Annotated in this window: 21 protein-coding genes; 2 read left to right on the top strand and 19 right to left on the bottom strand. The window is 46.0% G+C overall.

Annotation, left to right across the window (positions count from 1 at the left end; all coding sequences use genetic code 11):
- Positions 1 to 175 precede the first annotated feature (175 nt).
- Positions 176 to 436: a GlsB/YeaQ/YmgE family stress response membrane protein gene (locus ABFC84_02570; protein MEN6411631.1), complete on the bottom strand. Its 261-nt coding sequence runs from the start codon at positions 434 to 436 to the stop codon at positions 176 to 178.
- 215 nt (positions 437 to 651) lie between these two features.
- Here ABFC84_02570 and ABFC84_02565 point away from each other — a divergent pair, with 215 nt between their 5' ends.
- Positions 652 to 1,080, top strand: a complete 429-nt coding sequence (locus tag ABFC84_02565; GenBank protein MEN6411630.1) for a hypothetical protein — start codon at positions 652 to 654, stop codon at positions 1,078 to 1,080.
- Between the two features lie 152 nt (positions 1,081 to 1,232).
- Here ABFC84_02565 and ABFC84_02560 read toward each other — a convergent pair whose 3' ends face one another.
- The 16 genes from ABFC84_02560 to ABFC84_02485 all read right to left on the bottom strand — a co-directional run bounded on the left by ABFC84_02560 (position 1,233) and on the right by ABFC84_02485 (position 15,620).
- A complete protein-coding gene (locus ABFC84_02560; GenBank protein ID MEN6411629.1) occupies positions 1,233 to 1,688 on the bottom strand; it encodes a hypothetical protein in 456 nt (151 codons plus the stop codon).
- A 33-nt stretch (positions 1,689 to 1,721) separates the two neighbouring features.
- Positions 1,722 to 2,027: a hypothetical protein gene (locus ABFC84_02555; protein ID MEN6411628.1), complete on the bottom strand. Its 306-nt coding sequence runs from the start codon at positions 2,025 to 2,027 to the stop codon at positions 1,722 to 1,724.
- Between the two features lie 85 nt (positions 2,028 to 2,112).
- Positions 2,113 to 2,658 carry an N-acetylmuramoyl-L-alanine amidase gene (locus ABFC84_02550; protein ID MEN6411627.1) on the bottom strand — a complete coding sequence of 182 codons (546 nt, stop codon included), beginning with the start codon at positions 2,656 to 2,658 and terminating at the stop codon, positions 2,113 to 2,115.
- Positions 2,655 to 2,906 (bottom strand): hypothetical protein, encoded by a 252-nt coding sequence (locus ABFC84_02545; protein ID MEN6411626.1) that lies wholly within the window; start codon positions 2,904 to 2,906, stop codon positions 2,655 to 2,657. The genes ABFC84_02550 and ABFC84_02545 overlap by 4 nt, the downstream gene beginning before the upstream one ends.
- Entirely contained in the window at positions 2,906 to 3,250 is a 345-nt protein-coding gene (locus ABFC84_02540; GenBank protein MEN6411625.1) for a hypothetical protein, read from the bottom strand. The genes ABFC84_02545 and ABFC84_02540 overlap by 1 nt, the downstream gene beginning before the upstream one ends.
- A 41-nt stretch (positions 3,251 to 3,291) precedes the next feature.
- A complete protein-coding gene (locus ABFC84_02535; protein MEN6411624.1) occupies positions 3,292 to 4,911 on the bottom strand; it encodes a hypothetical protein in 1,620 nt (539 codons plus the stop codon).
- Positions 4,912 to 5,313: 402 nt separating this feature from the next.
- On the bottom strand, positions 5,314 to 5,565 hold the full coding sequence (locus ABFC84_02530) for a hypothetical protein (GenBank protein MEN6411623.1): 252 nt from the start codon (positions 5,563 to 5,565) through the stop codon (positions 5,314 to 5,316).
- Positions 5,566 to 5,581: 16 nt separating this feature from the next.
- Positions 5,582 to 6,319, bottom strand: a complete 738-nt coding sequence (locus ABFC84_02525) for a hypothetical protein (protein MEN6411622.1) — start codon at positions 6,317 to 6,319, stop codon at positions 5,582 to 5,584.
- 41 nt (positions 6,320 to 6,360) lie between these two features.
- Positions 6,361 to 6,804, bottom strand: coding sequence for a hypothetical protein (locus ABFC84_02520; GenBank protein MEN6411621.1), 444 nt, complete (start codon positions 6,802 to 6,804; stop codon positions 6,361 to 6,363).
- A 367-nt stretch (positions 6,805 to 7,171) separates the two neighbouring features.
- Positions 7,172 to 7,312, bottom strand: coding sequence for a hypothetical protein (locus ABFC84_02515; protein MEN6411620.1), 141 nt, complete (start codon positions 7,310 to 7,312; stop codon positions 7,172 to 7,174).
- Positions 7,312 to 7,848, bottom strand: a complete 537-nt coding sequence (locus ABFC84_02510; protein MEN6411619.1) for a hypothetical protein — start codon at positions 7,846 to 7,848, stop codon at positions 7,312 to 7,314. The genes ABFC84_02515 and ABFC84_02510 overlap by 1 nt, the downstream gene beginning before the upstream one ends.
- Before the next feature lie 2 nt (positions 7,849 to 7,850).
- On the bottom strand, positions 7,851 to 9,290 hold the full coding sequence (locus ABFC84_02505) for a hypothetical protein (GenBank protein MEN6411618.1): 1,440 nt from the start codon (positions 9,288 to 9,290) through the stop codon (positions 7,851 to 7,853).
- Positions 9,291 to 9,312: 22 nt separating this feature from the next.
- Positions 9,313 to 14,247, bottom strand: a complete 4,935-nt coding sequence (locus ABFC84_02500) for a host specificity factor TipJ family phage tail protein (protein ID MEN6411617.1) — start codon at positions 14,245 to 14,247, stop codon at positions 9,313 to 9,315.
- Positions 14,235 to 14,639, bottom strand: a complete 405-nt coding sequence (locus ABFC84_02495; protein MEN6411616.1) for an NlpC/P60 family protein — start codon at positions 14,637 to 14,639, stop codon at positions 14,235 to 14,237. The genes ABFC84_02500 and ABFC84_02495 overlap by 13 nt, the downstream gene beginning before the upstream one ends.
- Positions 14,639 to 15,256, bottom strand: coding sequence for a hypothetical protein (locus ABFC84_02490; protein MEN6411615.1), 618 nt, complete (start codon positions 15,254 to 15,256; stop codon positions 14,639 to 14,641). Before ABFC84_02490 ends, ABFC84_02495 begins: the two co-directional genes overlap by 1 nt.
- A 1-nt stretch (position 15,257) precedes the next feature.
- Positions 15,258 to 15,620, bottom strand: coding sequence for a hypothetical protein (locus tag ABFC84_02485; protein ID MEN6411614.1), 363 nt, complete (start codon positions 15,618 to 15,620; stop codon positions 15,258 to 15,260).
- Between the two features lie 173 nt (positions 15,621 to 15,793).
- Here ABFC84_02485 and ABFC84_02480 point away from each other — a divergent pair, with 173 nt between their 5' ends.
- The gene (locus tag ABFC84_02480; protein MEN6411613.1) at positions 15,794 to 15,994 is read left to right on the top strand and encodes a hypothetical protein; all 201 of its coding nucleotides are present in this window, start codon (positions 15,794 to 15,796) and stop codon (positions 15,992 to 15,994) included.
- Positions 15,995 to 16,083: 89 nt separating this feature from the next.
- Here the strand turns inward: ABFC84_02480 and ABFC84_02475 are convergent, their stop codons facing one another.
- A complete protein-coding gene (locus tag ABFC84_02475; GenBank protein MEN6411612.1) occupies positions 16,084 to 16,422 on the bottom strand; it encodes a hypothetical protein in 339 nt (112 codons plus the stop codon).
- A partial coding sequence (locus ABFC84_02470) for a hypothetical protein (protein MEN6411611.1) occupies positions 16,412 to 17,350 on the bottom strand: 939 nt, incomplete at its 5' end. The genes ABFC84_02475 and ABFC84_02470, both read right to left, overlap by 11 nt.

Raw genomic sequence — 17,350 nt, 5'->3', positions numbered from 1 at the left:
GCACCAAATCTGCCAAAATGAAATCGTCCTATATATTCTGCTTTACTTTACAAAACCCTGCTTATATAGAAGTTGTTTGGTAAAGTAATTTCGTAATCTTTTTATCCGCCGCTTTCAAACCACATACAACACACAGAAAAACCGCCCATCCCAGGATAGGCGGCAAAAGTAAATATCATTCTTTTTTCTGCGCGGCCGGCGCTGCATGGAAAAACATTCGTATAATCCATAAAAGCACAACAGCGCCTGCAGTACTTGAAACAATGGCCCCCAGTGTCCCATAAGCGGATATTCCCATAAAGTTAAATATAGTGCCGCCAATAAAAGAACCGATAACACCCGTTATCAGATCTCCCCAAAGGCCGAACCCTCCCCCGCGTGAAATCATGCCGGCTAGCCAGCCGGAAATCAGTCCGATTAATAGAAACCAAATCATTTGCATTATTAATATACCATCCTTTCCTGCAATGATGCTTGCATAATTCCATTCTTCCCGTTTTATTGGCATTATATACGAATAAGCCAATTTTACTTGCGAATACACGAATGCAAAAGCAGGAATATTCGGATCTGCTGCAGAAGACGAATTGTTGTAATTGGTAAATCACCTTCTCTTTTACTTATAACTGCAAATTCTGCCGGGAGGAAAACATGAGTATACTATTGGATTTTCTGATGATTTTATTTTTGATATTTGTCACTATCTCAATTATCGGTCTGCTTTTGTCTTTTATCAAAGAAAAACCACTGCGAAAATGGACGATCCGTTTAACAATTACCCTTTTATTATTTTTAACAACAGCCACATTGCAGAATAATTATTTATTATCACAAGAGCGCAAAGAAAACACTGTTCGCTATCAGGAGCAGCGGCAAGCAGCTGCTATTCAAAATGAAAAAAGCAACGCATTTCAAAGCGTTGTAACACAACAATTAAATCAATTAGAACAAAATATTCTAGCCGATAAACTTAATCAGCAACAGATAAAAACAACTGAAGCCAGCATCAAAACAGACATTGCTGTCCTGAATGCAAAACTTGATTATCTAATAAAATATATAACCAGTTTCAGCAAATAGCATACTAAATAAAAAAAAGAGGCCGCCCATAAGTTTGATAGACTCATGGACAACCTCTGCTTTTTTTATTTTCGCTGACAAAATGGCAACATTTCAGCCATTCAGATCAGTAAACCAACCAAACCATTAAGAACGCTCATAGCAGCCCCGGATTATTTGTGGAATATCGCAATGGCAGCGACTACCCAACCGATATCGCGTTCAATTTTGAGCTTTGTTTCCCGGGATTGGACCTCTTTCTCGTACTTGTTTAATGATTCGTTTGCCTTCTGCAATGAGGTCTGAACCGCTTGCAGCGATGTCTTGGCTTGTGTTGATTCGGCTTTGAGCGTCAGCAATTGTGCTTTGAGTTCCTCTAATTCCTTCTGAGACTGCATCAACTTCGTCTGATATTCTTCCAGCTGACGCTGTGCTGTCTCCAAGTCCTGATTCGACATCTGTAATTCCGTCAATAGCTGATTGTTGTTGATCGCCAATTGATCGAAGATTTGATCTAACCGTGTCAGCGCCGACTCCGTTATTGGATACGTGGCTTCGGCTGAACAGATACCCGCCGGCAGCACACAAAAAAAACACAGCGATAACAATAATAGCAACTTTTTTAACATTTTTTGATATATCCTCCTTGATATTGATTTGCATTAAAACCACCCCAGTGCCCGGCAGCACGCTGCGGCAACCTGCCAAATAATATAAATGCCAGCCGCCACGGCTACCGGGACGGAGATACCGTGTTCTTCACGAAATTTTTTGGTCCAAGTCCGGGCTTTGGTTTCGACCTGCGTTTCCGGGGCTGCTGCTTCATTCTCGATATTAGCAGCCAGTTTTTGCTTGAGATTCAAAATTTCTTCTGAAAATAAGTCAGCTCCCTCTGCCTGCAAGGAGGCAATTGCGGCCTTAATTTTTGTAACATCCGCTTGAATTTTTTGCTTTTCAGCGTTTTCCATAATAACATTCCTCCACCTTATTAAAATTTAGGGCGGCTCATTTTAATTAGAGCCGCCCTAATCCCGTATTATTAAAATATATCACTTAGCAGTTCTGCTGATACCAAACCGCTTTTCCCCTGATATCCTGCAGCAGACAATACAAGTTTTCCCCCGGACAGTCCGTGGACATTAAATCCCGATGTCCCACGATCGTTTGAGCATCCGGGCATAAGCAATATATCTCGCACAACTCTGCAATCAGCATAGCGGCGCTTTCAATTTGTGCCGGCTCCGGTGTGGCCTGCTCAAAATCGCCAACGATATTGATACCGATTGATCGACTATTGAAGCCCTCTGCATGAGCGCCAATCATTTCGCGGGGCCGGCCGCGTTCGATTGTTCCGTCTTTTCGTATCACATAATGATACCCGATTCCGGACCAGCCGTTTGCCAGGTGCCAGCCGTGGATTTCTTCTGCCGATACATCCCGGTCAGTACCGCCGACATGATGAACCACAATCAGGTTCGTTTCCTTCCGGTCTTCCAGCGGCCCGAATTCCAGATTTGTTTCCTTAATATTCACGCTCACCAATTGAATCACTCTCCGTAATATATTTATATTCTTGATATACATAATCTGTTCGTTCACTTTTGTTCCCCAGGCGGCTGGCCGGTTAGGCTGTTATATTTACTGTCTGCCCAAAACTTTCCATAGCCGGCAGCAGCCGCTGCCGCTATGGCCGTCACTCCTGCCCACATGGCGGTCATGTCCCATTTGTGCTCTGTAATGCCTTGTATCCAATAACCAGCGAGTGCGGACAGAAATAAAATAAGCGTCATCGTTAAGACGACGCCCGGCCAGTGGTCATGCAAAAAATTCATAAATTTTACTATCATCACCCATGCCCCCGAAAAATAAAATTCAGCACAGTGAAAATAGCGCCTATTACCGTACTGACAATCAGTGCAACTATACTGACTGTCGTCTTGATTCCGTTAAGTCTGCGATGGGCTGATTTTGCACTTTCCGCCGCTTTAACAATAGCCTTTCCCTGCTCCCTGATTTCCACCTGACAACCTGGGCATGACTGCAACAATGTTTCTACCCGGGCGGTTCTTTCCAGCAGTTCGCGTGTCAATCTGGCTTGTTCATCCCATTTCTGGGTCTGGTCCCGGATATGATTTTCCAGCATTTGCTTCAGTTCGAGTTCATCCACACTCCCACCCCTATAAATTGTCATAAAAAATAGACGCCTATGCGCCTTTTAAAACTTCCGCCAGCTTACCATTCAACCAAACACATTCCAGGCGCACCTGAGTATCCAGCATCATGGGTACTTTTCCCACCCGCGCCACCAGCGCCGTATCCTGCACCATTCGACTCTATTCCACCTACGCCAAACAGGCACCCTCCACCGGGAGGAGTATTTGTATTAATAGGCGTCTGAGTTGAGCCATCCACATTATACATACCAGATTCGCCGGGAACTCCTCCAGCTCCACCTGCAACGCCCCCTGTTCCAGGAAATGCGTAGCTACCGTTGCCACCAGTCCCTCCTCCCGCACAAGATATATAACTCCCAAACGATGTTGCCCCTCCTGGAACAGCCCCAATAGTTACAGCTATCTCAGCACCAGGAGTTAAGCCGGTTACATTGTATGCCATGTTAGCCGCCGCGCCACCACCGCCGCCACCACAGAATCCATTTGAACCATTGGAATGGCTTCCTCCATTTCCACCCGCTCCGCACAAGCTTATCCATACTTGCGTAACTCCAGCAGGCACTGTAAATGTGCCGGAAGCAGTGAATAGTTGTTTACCGTGCGCTGCCGGTATCTGGTCTATCGTAGCAAGTGTTTTACCGCTGCCGGAATAGTCTGCATGAATTGCATAATTAACGCTAAAGTTAGACGGGCTGTACACATACATATTAACGCCGTCATTCCCGCCCCAAAGCCACGACGGCTGTCCGCCTTGGCCAGACCAATAGAAATTCAGTTGGCCTCCATCAGAACGATAAGGATAAGCCCTGCCTGCTGTAACAGCATAATTTACGGATTGACAGCCGATGTTAGCCGTTGTAATTAGTTCGGCGCTTTCATTCCAAGCAGTTCTATTTGCATCACTGCGCATTATAAACGCTCTATTCGTCTGTCTGCCGAGTCCCAACGCAGTAGCTCCGCCTACATCAGCGCCGCTATAATTATCCATAATCAAGAAATTTTTATAATTGGAATCGCCGTTAATCGAAGTATTCATCATCAGGAAACCGGCTTTATTTGTTCCAAAATAATTAGGTGCTTGCTGACCACCATTACCCGTATAAGACCCCGTCACTGTAGTAGAGGTTCCTCCATTTGCAGGAGCAGACCCCGCACTTGCGGCATAACCTGCGCTATCTGCATAACCCGCACTCGCAACTTTCCCATTCACAGCAAATATCAACCGGTCGTTCGTCGCATCAGCAACAACGGAAATATTTGCACCGCCGACAATCTCCAGCGTATCGGTTTGAGAGTCTGCTTGTATGGTCGTAGAGCCTGCCAGTACATTACTAAACGCATTCTGATTGACTTGAGCACCGGCGGCAATACCCTCCAGCTTCGCTTTATCGACAGCGCTCATAAACCCTGGGGTTGACGTGGTAACCGCCGAATGAGCGTGGTTTGCCGCGGCGAAAGCACTCGCGTCATACCCGTCTAACCGATCGGCGTTTAAATTTGCATTGACCGTTCCATTCGATTCCGGGATATTACCACTGGCGTTACCTACCGACAAACCAGACAACGTTCCTGCATTAACGATTTGATCTTCCTTCAAGGCCCGGAAATTTTCGCGGATGTCCGCCGGCCCCGTTGCAATATACTCATCATCCGCTGGCAGCTTGCTATTGTATGACATACACATCACCCCATAATTATTTTAATATCCTTTAAGTCTGCTGTGCCCGGGTAAACCTGACCCGCGAAATCACCAATCTGTTCTCCATTTCGACTGCAGCGAGGGATCTTTGCTTTTAGTGGTAAAGGGGTATACCGGTTGTTGAATGTCTAGAAATTGCACCATTGTTTTCCTCCTCTGTTTTAATTGTTTTTTGATGTAGGGATGTAATAAAACTCTGTTTAATAGAAAATGACAACATCGCAAAAGATGCTGTCATTTTTATTTGATGTATAGTTAAAGCGGCTGGTCTTATTCAACAGGCCCTGGATGCGTCATTTTACGCGTAGTTAACATCGTCTATGGGATGGTGAAGCACCGGACGGCCTACGTGATGCCGGACCTACCAGAAAAAGAGGCCAATCACTGACCAAATGCCTTGTTAATTGCAGCTATGCAATCACCTACCTGTTGCTTTAGCTCTGAGTCTATGATTGCTAGAGATTCTACACGTTTCAATATTATTCTTAATTCACCTAGGAGCTCCGATGGTAAAAAGGCGGTTTCGTTCCATTCTCTCAAATCATGTGCTATCGATGAGTTCCCCAGATATTCCATTTTCTCCTCTACGTGTTTTGCGAACCTCCTCAAATCATCGTTGCTGTTGAATTCCATTTTATCACCTCTCTTCTTATGGCATATAGAAGAAATCTAGTTCAACCCCAAAGGGGTCTGTCACAACTTCAAGTGCTCCACCAGCATTTTCACCGAGCCCTGGTGCTGAACGGGTAATATAAGGTTTTTTTATTTTACCACCAATAATATAATCAACTTTACTGAAATCCACACCGTATTTATTTGCATACCCAGGAGTTGTTAAAGGATTTTCTGTTGCCCAGAATTGGGAGTCAGCAGCATTTGATCGTCCAAATGTTCCAGCCTTGTAAAGATTACCTCCACTATCTACATATTCTCGTAACTTTAATGCTTCACCTTCTGTAGACTGAACTGCTGGACCATAATCAGTTTTGACTACCTGTCCAAGTTTTTCAGCAACTTTACTCGACCCCTGAATTGAATTCGTTACTTTTCCGCTTTTTGCAAATTTAAATAAATTTTCCGTACCTATTGCGCCTATCGCAATTACTGGCAGTAAGGAAGTCCTCACCAATTGAGTAGAGGTATTCAATCCATCAAGTAAATCAGTAATGTCTTTGTATGGAATCTTAGAGAAGCTACTATTTATTGCGTCTTGGAATTCGCTCCAACGAGGTATGTCGTCAGGATGCATTCCGCCAAGAGCGTCATATCTTCGCGGTATATTATATTCATCATAATCCAGGACATAGCCATTATCCTGTTTCGTTAATTCGTCGACGCCGGTTGCCGCCGTACTGGTCGGTGAGAATTTGTACGTCAAGTTTTCCAATGCTTCGGCAAAGGGCTTTAATTTTTCTTCTACTATATCGGTCAGGCTTTTTCTGGTTTATACCAATCATAAAATTCTGGTGCGTCTTGTGCCATTATTGGCTCACCATTTTCATCTGCCATAATGGTATGGCCTTCTCTATCGGTATAAGTGCCATCGCTATTCCTAATGGTATTACCACTTATATCTGCTTTTAGTCCAGATGAATTGTAGTATGTTATTTCCGGTAATGGGTGTTCTGTTTGATTTTGATTTTCATTTGCAAAGTTACTTTCTCCATAGTTCGCATTACTTACCTGGTCATATGTTTCCGGTACATAAACCGCTACTTGCGGTACTTCTGGTTCGCTCCCTAAGTCTGCTATTTGGTCTTGCCCCAATTCCGTAGGGACGCGTTCACGAATAGAATCTACGATTGCTTGTCCGGTTTTTTCTATATTTCCCAAACCTTGATTAACTATATCCTTTATATCCTCAAATGACATTCAATCACTTCCCGCTCTTCCATGTCATTACTAATAAGCCGCTTGTTCAAACTTTGTACCATACAGCTCCTTCAGCCAAAACGCAACCAACCAGGCGGCTAGAGAATTAATAAACAGAACGCCGGGCCATGCCACCGTCATAAAAATAACAAGCGCAAGCCAATTAGCCTGCGCCCGTCAGCAAAAATGAGTATTTGTTTTTCACTAATACATCACCTTCTGAATAATCACAATGATGATGTAATCGTTTCTATACCGTTTTTTCACATTGCGTGAATCTAGCATCATATCCCCTATCCATACAAGCCCCATCTGGCTGTGTCACATCTTCTCCACCCAACCCATAAAAAATACGCCCTATAGGCGTTTATTTACTTGTTGTTGATGTGTCGGACGTTTTACTGGCAGCAGCAGTTGCCGGGGCTTCATACCTTGGACAAGCGCTATTCGTACATTTGCCAGCAGCCACATCAATCTTCGCCCCGCAAACGAAACAATATGTCGTCATTAAATCGCCCCCAATGCTGTCTTATAATTTGCCTTTAACGTTGCGTAATCAGCTTGCCTAGCTGCCGCTGTCGTAGCATCGCCTGCTGTCATTGCAGTCAAATAAGCCTGTGTTACAGCAGTAAACTGACGCTGATATTCCGCGTCCAAAGCTGTCAGTCTTTGCACGGCAGTCAATACAACCGGAGCAGGTGTATACTCTACCAGTTTCTTTGCTGTCACGTCAACTTTCCGGGTGGACTGATGTTGCATCCAGTCGTCATGCTCTGCCTCGGTCAGCTCGATATTGGGCGTAGGAATTGCTGATAAATCCAAAGTTGTACCCGTCTGCACTGTACCGGCAGCCTGGGTAACCGACTTCATGACTGGCTTTCCCTCTTTATCGGCAACTTGCCTGCCGTTTGCGTCGATTTCCGGTACTTGCTTAGTAATCTGTTCCGTATTGTAAACCGGCACCTGCTTGCCATGGACTAGGTCACAATATGGCGCGCCAATAATTAAGCCTGTAGTGGCATCATAATTCAAATAATATTTCATAGCTACCTCCCTACTGCATGATAAGCGTAATGAGTATTACCACCATCGGAGTAATGAGTGTAATCAAACCCAGACAATGACCAATTTCCCGCGCCATCTTCACCTTGCCCATCACCTCTAAAATTACTTGTTTGTATAACGCCTACATAAAATACTTGACTTTGAAACTGTACCGGAAATGCAACGTGTTGTGTACTGTCCTGGCCAATAGGCCCTAAATTCCATCCGTACTGTTCTATATCCCCGTTTGACCACTTCCGCCAGTAATAATTTGTACCGCTGCCAGAAGCTGTGATATAGGTTGTCTGCGGTATCTGATCAGTGGTGGCGACTTGCTTGCCGCTGATTGTCATATCCGGCATCTGTAAAGTACCGTTTACAGATGTTATTCGCGCCGCATAATCCAATCCGTCATTACTAGATTCGTGAAAGTCAATATACTTACCAATCTCTATCACACCAGAAGTTTGAACAAAAGGAATAAACGGCCAAGATGCTCCACTTCCAGTGTTTTGCGGCGCATAACCTCCTACCGTTGCCGCATTACCACCGTTAGCAGGCGCAGAACCGGCGGATGCCGCATAGTTAACTGCCTGACTACCGATAGTATCCGAAGTAATAATATCTTTCCACGCATTCCAAGAGCTTCCTATCCCATTTCTGATTCGTAGTTGCGGAGCCCCTCCGTTTTGAATTGTAGAGCCGAACGCTAATTGATAACTACAATCCCCACCAGTATACGCATCATATGTCCCGTCCCAGGGAGCATATGTCATTACTCCCGCATAATCTCCTCCAGTACCAGTCGAACTAGCCGCCACAAAATCAAACCTTACTGCTTTGGGAGTTGTTGTTGGCAATTTTGTTGATGCAAGTCTATCCCCATCAGGACAGTTAATTATATTTGCATAAGTTGCAGTTCCTGCAGTTGTAGCTGCATCCGCCGTACTCGCACTCGCAACTTTCCCATTCACAGCAAATGTCAGCCGGTCGTTCGTCGCATCGGCAACAACGGAAATATTTGCGCCGCCGACAATCTCCAGCGTATCGGTTTGCGAGTCTGCTTGTATGGTCGTAGAACCTGCCAGTACATTACTAAACGCATTCTGATTGACTTGAGCACCGGCTGCGATTCCGTCCAGCTTCGTTTTATCGACAGCGCTCATAAACCCTGGGGTTGACGTGGTAGCCGCCGAATGAGCGTGGTTTGCCATAGCGAAAGCACTCGCGTCATACCCGTCTAACCGATCGGCGTTTAAATTTGCATTGACCGTTCCATTCGATTCCGGGATATTACCACTGGCGTTACCTGCCGGCAGGCCAGACAGCGTTCCCGCATTAACGATTTGATCTTCCTTCAGGGCCCGGAGATTTTCGCGGATGTCCGCCGGTCCCGCTGCAATATACTCATCATCCGCTGGCAGCTTGCTATTGTATGACATACACATCACCCCATAATTATTTTTAATATCCTTTAACCCGTATATCGACTGTCCCACCTACATCATGACCGGATGCGTTTTTAACTTTAAGCGCTACACATTCAGTTGTTTTTGCAATGACCTGTGCGTATAAATCCTCACCGACGGCGGTAGGAGTAACCACCGGAACCGTATGAAATGTCCGCCCATACGCAATCGTAGTCCCGCCGGCGGCTACGGCAGCCGTTAAACTCATATCCGTATCCGGCACATCCACTGAAATTGTAAAATGATTAACCTCCGGCGTTTTGGCTGTATCCGTCGTAGCTAATACCGCTCTAAATTCCAAATAGCGGAAGCTTGCCTGTACCGCCTTAAAATCCTGCCAATCCGTGAATGTGCTGCCATCCTGGCTAGTCCTGTATTGCAGCCTGGCCGATGTCCCGGATAAAAGCTCCGTTGAAACAAAATAAACTGTTATATTCGCAGTAATTACCTGGCCGATGTCGATCTGTTGGCAAGTATATATACCGGAAGAATAATACTCCGAACCATTCATTGCTAACTTAAGCACGGTATTCCCGCCGATTTCACTAAACCGCATTGTCCTATAGTCACTAAACCTGCCGCCCAGGTTACTGAATTTGTACTGCGATGTGCCAAAAACCGTATTGGCGTGTGTTCCTGATTGCAGTATAATCTCATCAAAAGTTTCGATTACATTTTTCGCGGGAAGATCGCTCACTGCTGCGCTGCCGCTAGTGGCCGATAAACTATAGAAGCCGCTTTTATTAATTGCTTTAATGTGATACTGGTACTTCCGTTCCGTATCCACGACATACCGATAGCTGGTAGATGTCTGCCCCGTTACCACTAAAGAGCCTGTGTTAAAGCTAGCTCCTTCCCGAATCTCATAGCTTACTACATCGGGCTCACCCGCTTTATCCCAGAAGAGTTCCACATACACACCGTTTTGGTATACGCGGAAATTGGATACCGCCGCCGGCTCTACCGTACAATAGAGGGTTGCCGCCGTTTCATCGGAGTAGAACCCGGCAACGTTCATTGCTTTTATGAGTATCTTTATCGATCCACTGGCACTTAAAGTATAGTTACAATTCGTTTCTTGGGTAGTCACAATGGGTACTGCCCCATCCCAGGAAGGACCGACGCGTATGTCATAGTAAGCCAGATCGCTCTCCAGAATTCCCGTCCATGATATGTTAAGTACAGATTTATCGGCAAATGACTGTGACAAAACGATGTTTGTTACCGGTGCGGGATTTAGATCAAAGATCCCACTGACTTTCGCCGGATATTGACTCTCATTTCCGGCCAGAGTAACCGCTTTGATTAAAAATGATTGTTCTGTCTCCGTGGTTATCTGCGTTTCAAATTTTGTCCCGGTTACCCGGCTGCCTAAGATATCGGCAGTTTCCCATGCCGTTCCTTTCTTGATAATGTAGTAAGATACATCCAGTTCCGCCGGAGTGTCCCATGTCAAAATAATTTTCGTCCGGTCAGTGGATGATTGATTGACGGAAAATCCGGTTACGTCTGCTGCCGATATCGTCACGGGAATGCTGCAGCTTGTCTCTTTAGAATAAAATCCCGCCGTAGTCAGAGCTTGCAGCGTAAAAGTATAGGTTCTATTTTCACGCACCTCATAACTAAAAGTCAATTCCTTCGTGCTATAGGTGTAATCATCTACCGTGACTTTATACCCGGCGATATCATCTCCGCTTACCGCAGCCCACGTTAAAATAGCAATACTTTTATCCTTTATACTCTGGACGGCGCTAAGCCGAGTAACAGCATCCGGTTTTAACACCACCTGCAATGCGCCGCCGGCGGCCAAAGTACTATAGTATCCGCTGGAATTTACCGCCTTGATCAAGAAATACGTATAGGCTTCTTTCGTCAGCTGATAACTAAAACTCGTAGCTTTTAGCTGGCTGGCAATAACGGTTGCCGAAGCCCAATCGTCAGTTGTTCCCATTCGGATTTCGTAATGCGATAAACTCGTATCACCGTTTGCCTTCCATGACATGTCCACATAGTTTCGGTTCGACGCTCGCTGCTCCACCGCAAACTTTTGAACATTGGCAGGTTCCACCGTTACATTGACAGTTACTACGGCCGCGGTATCCGATTCATTGCCCGAGTTATCGACGGCAGTAACCGAAAAAGTATGGGTACGGCTTTCGGTTGCAACATAGGTATAAGTAGTAATTTGAGCCAGTTTTTCAATAACCGTTGTCCCTTCCCGGATTCGATACCCCGCCAGGTCAATATCATCTACCGCCGGCCAAGACAGCGTAATCTTAGTTGAATCTGTAGGGTCAAAGGAAGCTGCTACACTGGAAACACCGGATGGGGGAAAATCTTTGCCGGTAACGTATAACGAAGCTTGAATTCCGTTCGATACAGCACCAAATTCATTCATGGTACAAACCTTGACCAAATAGGTAGTTTCCGTTTTTACGCCCACTATGGAAGTGCTTAGTGCGGTTAACCCGCTGCACCATTGATTCCAGGTCGTTCCATTGTCGCTGCTGTACAGGACCTTATAGCCAGCGATTCTGGTAGCGCGCGGTATACTCCAGGAAATATCCAGATCAGAAACCATTGTGCCGTCTTTCTGGCGATAGGTATTTTCATTGACGTTTACATTGCTGACTTCGACGGTAGTCTCTAAGTCGCTATAATTTATTTCCGGTATATCCGTTGCCTCAGTATAAACAGCTTCGATATATTCAAGACAGGTGATTTTGCGCTTTAAATCCTGATCCCGGCTGATTTTAAGCACCCGGAACGGTTTGACGACTTTATTCGTTTCGCCAAAACTGTATAAATCCCATGCCTGCGGCACAATAGACAGCGGACTGACAAGAGTAACTGCCGCGGTGACCGTTTCCTCCGTCACACCCTGTACGGCTGCAGTCACAATACTTTGGACATTTTGATTCGTGGTCGCCGCCGTATTGGTAATCTGCAGGGCCACCGCATAGGATTTGCCCGGTTCCAGCGTTACCTCCCGGTCAAGCTGCAGCGTAGTGGCCGTTGCACTGCGCAGCCGTCCGGAAAATCCCCATTGCGGCACATCATGGGCCAGCAAAACAATATCATTGATTTGGCAGGCAATTGCATCAATATCGGCGCTGTGTTCCACAGTCCGCATTAAATATTGATTCAGCCGCAGCCGGTATTTAGCTTCCCGATAAGCTTGTTCAACCGTAGTCACCCCATCCATAGTAATCTGGGTGATATTGGGTTCGGTCGCTTTATTATAATCATCGGCATAAACCGTGATCACTTCTTTTTCATACGCCTTGTCTTTGTTGGGAAAAGAAATTTCTATGGCGTTAGCCCGGTCCTTCAGGCTAACAAAAGTTTCTTCAAACTTATCGGCCAGGATATTGCCGACCGTAAACAACTGCACCGGCTCACCGGGCGCATCGCAGACACAGCCGAATTTTGTTCCCCGCATGATTACCTTGCCCCGACCGACGCCTTCCGGTTTCTGCAGCAATGTCCACAGATCGTCCGCCGTATCGAAAATATAGTCAAAGGTCAGCTTTCGCTCCTCGCAAAATGCGGCCCATCCGACAAAATCCTGATACACTGCCCGCGATGCCGGAGCGCCTTGAACAACAAACTCATCGTTACCGCTATGGATATTTTTTAACTGCCGGCAGCGGTGAATCATGTCATAAGCTGCCCAGGCCGGATTCGCAGCGGATTTTTGTTCATACGCGCTTGCTTCGGCGTTCCACACCCAAACCTTGTCACGGGTCTGCAGCCAGGTGATTGACGGCATGCCTCCGCTCAACTGGCTGGTCGCCAGCGCTTTGATACCGATCAATACCTTGCCGGGACGGGTAAAATCATCATACATGATGCTGGACAACTGCGTCCAATACACCCGTGTCGAATGCCGGGTACTTGTGCCGCTTTTGGCCGTGCACTGCGCTCTTACCTCATACTGAGCGGCAGGAAGATGATCCAGCCGGTATGTGCGGAAAAACGCATTGTTTTTCGCTGCAGTAATTGTTGCTGTGGTGAAATCGCTCCAGCTTGTATCGCCAACTTTGCGATACTGCATTATTACCGTAACGGCTGCATTCGTAAGATTGCCTTTATCATTTATATAGTACAGACCGCCGGGAAAATCCAGCGTGACTTCCAACCCTTGTACACCATTTCCTTCCGTTTGCTGCGTTGTCCAGGTACTATCGGTGTTGAGCTCGTAGTCTAAAGGCTGATCGTCGTAAATGTCGCCAAAATTAGCGATTGCCGTTTGCTCATTAGTACCCAGCCGGGTCTCGACAGTTACGTCTTTATAGTAAGAAATAGGATTATCGTTGATGCGGATATCGCTGATCCTGTCAATCGGCCCTTCACCGCCGCACAGCAGGATATTCAGGTACTGGTTCTCATCATCGCTCGACACATGCTGAGCCAGCACCTGACCGGCAGTCCGCATGGTGCCATAGGTGACGGCCAGTGCATTGCCCTGACCGGTCTGCGACTGCGCATTGCTCCAGTTATAGGTCGATTTTGTTGCGATCGGCTCCGGCTTGGCTGCCGGAAACCAGTGGTTGATTAGACTGCCGCCTATCATACCAACGGCGCCTTTTGCCAGGGCACCCCAAACACCTTTAACTCCTATTTTGTCTAAATATTTCGCGAATCCTCCACCTGTCCAGGTTCCCAAAGCAATCGTAAAAGCAGACCGAAACCAGTCCGAGCCACTTTTGCCGACAACCGGACAGACTGCCAGCCAATCGTCACTGCCGGCCAGCTGTTCTTTGGCATTTTCTACGACATTGCCGTTAACGCTGACAATATACTCATCCAGCCCCATGATATAAGGCTGGATATACTCATAGACCGATTTGCCGGGACTATATTCACAGACGTAATTTTCTTTTTCACTGTGGTTAAACGGGTTTTTCAATACGGTTATTGTGAGCATGCCATCACCTCCGGTACATAGAATCCTTCAATACGTTTTGCCCAGGCAGGGCTGTCAACCCGGTCGATATTGACACCCACTCCCTTACGGGTGTGAATAAATCTTCCCTGGCCGATGTAGACCCCGGTATGGTCGCAATACACGGTAAACCGGATTACAACCAGCGCGGGAACGGGGATTGCTCCTTCGCACCTGCGCCAAAATTGTCGTTGCTTATTGACTTCACGGTTGATCATACTGGCAGCTTCACAGGAGATTGTATAATCGGGCAATTCCAAGCCGTAACGCCGGAATACTTCCGTAGACAGTCCCCAGCAATCAAGCCCCCTGGCAGGGTCGCGCCCGCCGTCGACAAAAGGAATCCCGATTAAGTCGCTAAATGTTGTACTCATTAATCATACAGCCCACCTTCCGGAATACTGGGTTCGCCGCCATAACGGGCCGCATTGCCCCGCAAGCGGCAGGCTTTCAGCGTACCGTCGCACTCCGCCAGGGGGCCGTTATAGCCGCACTCAATGCCCTGGTACTGATCGCGCCAGGCGCAAAAGTGCTTCAGCATCCGCCGGGGAGGAAAGCGCCGCTTAATGGACAATTCACAGCCAAGATAAAAGGTAATCCATTTGCTGTCACAGGTTGTGGACTCCACGGTAAAGATCTCTTCCAACTCGGGAGCGGAGTTGTCCAGATGCTGAGAATGAACTACCCGCAGGATGATTGTTACATCGGTCAAACCGCTGTATTGTTCTACGTAGGCCTGAACCGTCTGCGTAAGATTGGAAATCTGCAACGGTATAGACTGCGGCCTGCCTTTGTTGTCCTCCGTAACTTCTCCGAGCTTAAGGTTGAAAGCATTCCAGGTATGGCTGTTCCAGATAACGTTCTCGTTATTGCGCACCAGCCGCAACGGCTCATCGGAATGCGGAATGGCGATTTCTACCAGTAAAAGCCATACACCGTCACTGGAAAGCTGGCTTTTTTCCAGCATGCCCGCCACTGATAAATTAAGCATATTACACCTCCTGGATGTTTAGTGTACCGGAATAGTAGCCCGGTGCCGCTAACTCGAAACTAATGTCTCCCCCCGTGAAGCGGACAGAAAATAGTTTGCCGGAATACGGATCATTGGCTACGGTTGGATAATACCAATTGAACGCCAAGCTGCCGCCATAAACCGTATTGCAGTAAAAATTCCGCAAGGCCGCATAATCTGCGGCCGGTAGAGCCGTCCACTTCAAAGTAAAGGTCTGCGGCGCCCGGGTAAACCTAGCCCGCGAAATCACCAACCCGTTCTCCATTTCTGACTGCAGCGAGGGATCTTTGATCTTAGTGGTAAAGGGGTATACCGGTTGCTGAATGTCTGGAAATTGCACCATTGTTTTCCTCCTCTGATTTAATTGTTTTTTGATGTAGGAATGTAAGAAAACTCTATTCAATAAAAATGACAACATCGCAAAAGATGCTGTCGCTTTTACTTGATGTATAGTTACAAAAGGTGTGGCCGTTTATTCCACGGCGACTACAGGAATATCGCCGAGGGCAAGGCAAAATGCAGGCCCCGGGTTGCGTCATGCTTCTCTTGGTCAACATCTCTACCGGGATGATGAAGCACCGGACCGCCTATGTGATACCGCCGTGTGACGGCAGTAGCAGCATCCGTGAAGATGCTGCTACTGTTGTCTTTTGTGTTGTTGTCCGCCTAAAGCGACAATTGCGTCAAATGCGACGCTACCGCTCTAGACGGTACTGACGCTTCGCTAGGATTGCGGGTGACTGACTGCAGAATCTGAATTCTGCGGTCAATTTCTATGCTCTGTGTTTAAAACTCAATAGACAAAGTCATTTCCATCCGTAAAATTCCAAAAATTTATCTGGTATTCGCAACTCTATCTGCTGTTCTAGCTCTTTAAAAAAAATGTTCATATCCGCTTTGTCATACCAGTTTTGGTTACTTTTTAAAGCAATTCCTTCTCCACCATTAGAAATACTGCAACCAAAGCTCCCTCTGTCATAATTAAGAATAATTGAAAAATAATTATACGCCGTGAATTTAATACTAAACATCTTATAAGGTTCATCAGTAATGGAACATACTGAGAACCCTTCGAATCTGCTGCCAAAATAATTTTTCAATTTGTTAATAATGTCAATCGCTATGTCTTCTGCATTATTTTGCATACCAAATTCCCCCTTCGCCTTCAATAAGTATTGAATATCCGTATTCATTCTTCAAGTAATTCCACTCCTCAGCTAGATAGCTACCTTTATATATTTCTAAGTCAGGCTTATGTGAAAATTGGATAGTTTTACCATTGCGGACAGCATCGTCAAGTGCAGGCTTATTAAAGTAATTAAACATTTCTTCGCCAGTTAAATTATACCTGCTCTGAATATTTTCCCATTCACTTCCTAAATCAAAATATGTAGATTTGTCTCCAGCCTTAGCAATATATGAATCCGGCCCAGGTTTTGCCCAATTTTCAACCCCGTTTTCTACTGTAGGTGTATATTTACCGAGAGTCATCGAACTTGCTTCTGCATTTGCATTGTGTATTGATTGACTTCTGATTTTTGTAAATTCCTCTATAGGTATTTTCCCACCGACTTTACCCTCAACTACGTTTATACCATCTACCACCTTCGTGGCATTACTCGACCCCATCGACAGTCCCAATGGATTTGCTGAATTTTGAAGCTCTATCCCTGTAGAAATAGCCGTGCCAGCTAAAATTAATGGCAGATTTTCTATAATAGGGCTGCTGAAAAAATCACTAAACTCTTGCCCGATACCGTTAAACACCTTATTTCGATCTTCACTCTGTTGTATTGCCTCATCACTTGATACTCCGTCAGGGTTTATTTCCGTAACGGTTCCATCCGCAGCATACTCTACGTTATCAAACGCAGTATTGCTCGGAGATAAAATAGACGGGGCTTCTACTCTATCATATGAGTAACTGCTTATCAGCGACGCTACTTTATTAAATAAGCTGACGGTTTCCATCCCTTGATTATCTCTTAGATACTGGATATCATTAGCGACATTGATTCCCGAAGCTTTATAATTGTCTAACTCTAGCTGATGCTCGCTAATCTTCTGCTCCCG

The organism is Veillonellales bacterium (genome assembly GCA_039680175.1).
In the GTDB taxonomy this organism is placed as follows: Bacteria; Bacillota; Negativicutes; order JAAYSF01; family JAAYSF01; genus JBDKTO01.
The sequence above is the reverse complement of the archived record's forward strand: the minus strand, read 5'-3'. Positions and strand labels throughout refer to the sequence as shown.

Coding starts and splice junctions, on each gene's coding strand:
- ABFC84_02570 (MEN6411631.1), bottom strand. CDS start 436: ATGATTTGGTTTCTATTAATCGGACTGATTTCCGGCTGGCTAGCCGGC.
- ABFC84_02565 (MEN6411630.1), top strand. CDS start 652: ATGAGTATACTATTGGATTTTCTGATGATTTTATTTTTGATATTTGTC.
- ABFC84_02560 (MEN6411629.1), bottom strand. CDS start 1,688: ATGTTAAAAAAGTTGCTATTATTGTTATCGCTGTGTTTTTTTTGTGTG.
- ABFC84_02555 (MEN6411628.1), bottom strand. CDS start 2,027: ATGGAAAACGCTGAAAAGCAAAAAATTCAAGCGGATGTTACAAAAATT.
- ABFC84_02545 (MEN6411626.1), bottom strand. CDS start 2,906: ATGATAGTAAAATTTATGAATTTTTTGCATGACCACTGGCCGGGCGTC.
- ABFC84_02540 (MEN6411625.1), bottom strand. CDS start 3,250: ATGACAATTTATAGGGGTGGGAGTGTGGATGAACTCGAACTGAAGCAA.
- ABFC84_02535 (MEN6411624.1), bottom strand. CDS start 4,911: ATGTCATACAATAGCAAGCTGCCAGCGGATGATGAGTATATTGCAACG.
- ABFC84_02530 (MEN6411623.1), bottom strand. CDS start 5,565: ATGGAATTCAACAGCAACGATGATTTGAGGAGGTTCGCAAAACACGTA.
- ABFC84_02520 (MEN6411621.1), bottom strand. CDS start 6,804: ATGTCATTTGAGGATATAAAGGATATAGTTAATCAAGGTTTGGGAAAT.
- ABFC84_02515 (MEN6411620.1), bottom strand. CDS start 7,312: ATGACGACATATTGTTTCGTTTGCGGGGCGAAGATTGATGTGGCTGCT.
- ABFC84_02510 (MEN6411619.1), bottom strand. CDS start 7,848: ATGAAATATTATTTGAATTATGATGCCACTACAGGCTTAATTATTGGC.
- ABFC84_02505 (MEN6411618.1), bottom strand. CDS start 9,290: ATGTCATACAATAGCAAGCTGCCAGCGGATGATGAGTATATTGCAGCG.
- ABFC84_02500 (MEN6411617.1), bottom strand. CDS start 14,247: ATGCTCACAATAACCGTATTGAAAAACCCGTTTAACCACAGTGAAAAA.
- ABFC84_02495 (MEN6411616.1), bottom strand. CDS start 14,639: ATGAGTACAACATTTAGCGACTTAATCGGGATTCCTTTTGTCGACGGC.
- ABFC84_02490 (MEN6411615.1), bottom strand. CDS start 15,256: ATGCTTAATTTATCAGTGGCGGGCATGCTGGAAAAAAGCCAGCTTTCC.
- ABFC84_02485 (MEN6411614.1), bottom strand. CDS start 15,620: ATGGTGCAATTTCCAGACATTCAGCAACCGGTATACCCCTTTACCACT.
- ABFC84_02480 (MEN6411613.1), top strand. CDS start 15,794: ATGCAGGCCCCGGGTTGCGTCATGCTTCTCTTGGTCAACATCTCTACC.
- ABFC84_02475 (MEN6411612.1), bottom strand. CDS start 16,422: ATGCAAAATAATGCAGAAGACATAGCGATTGACATTATTAACAAATTG.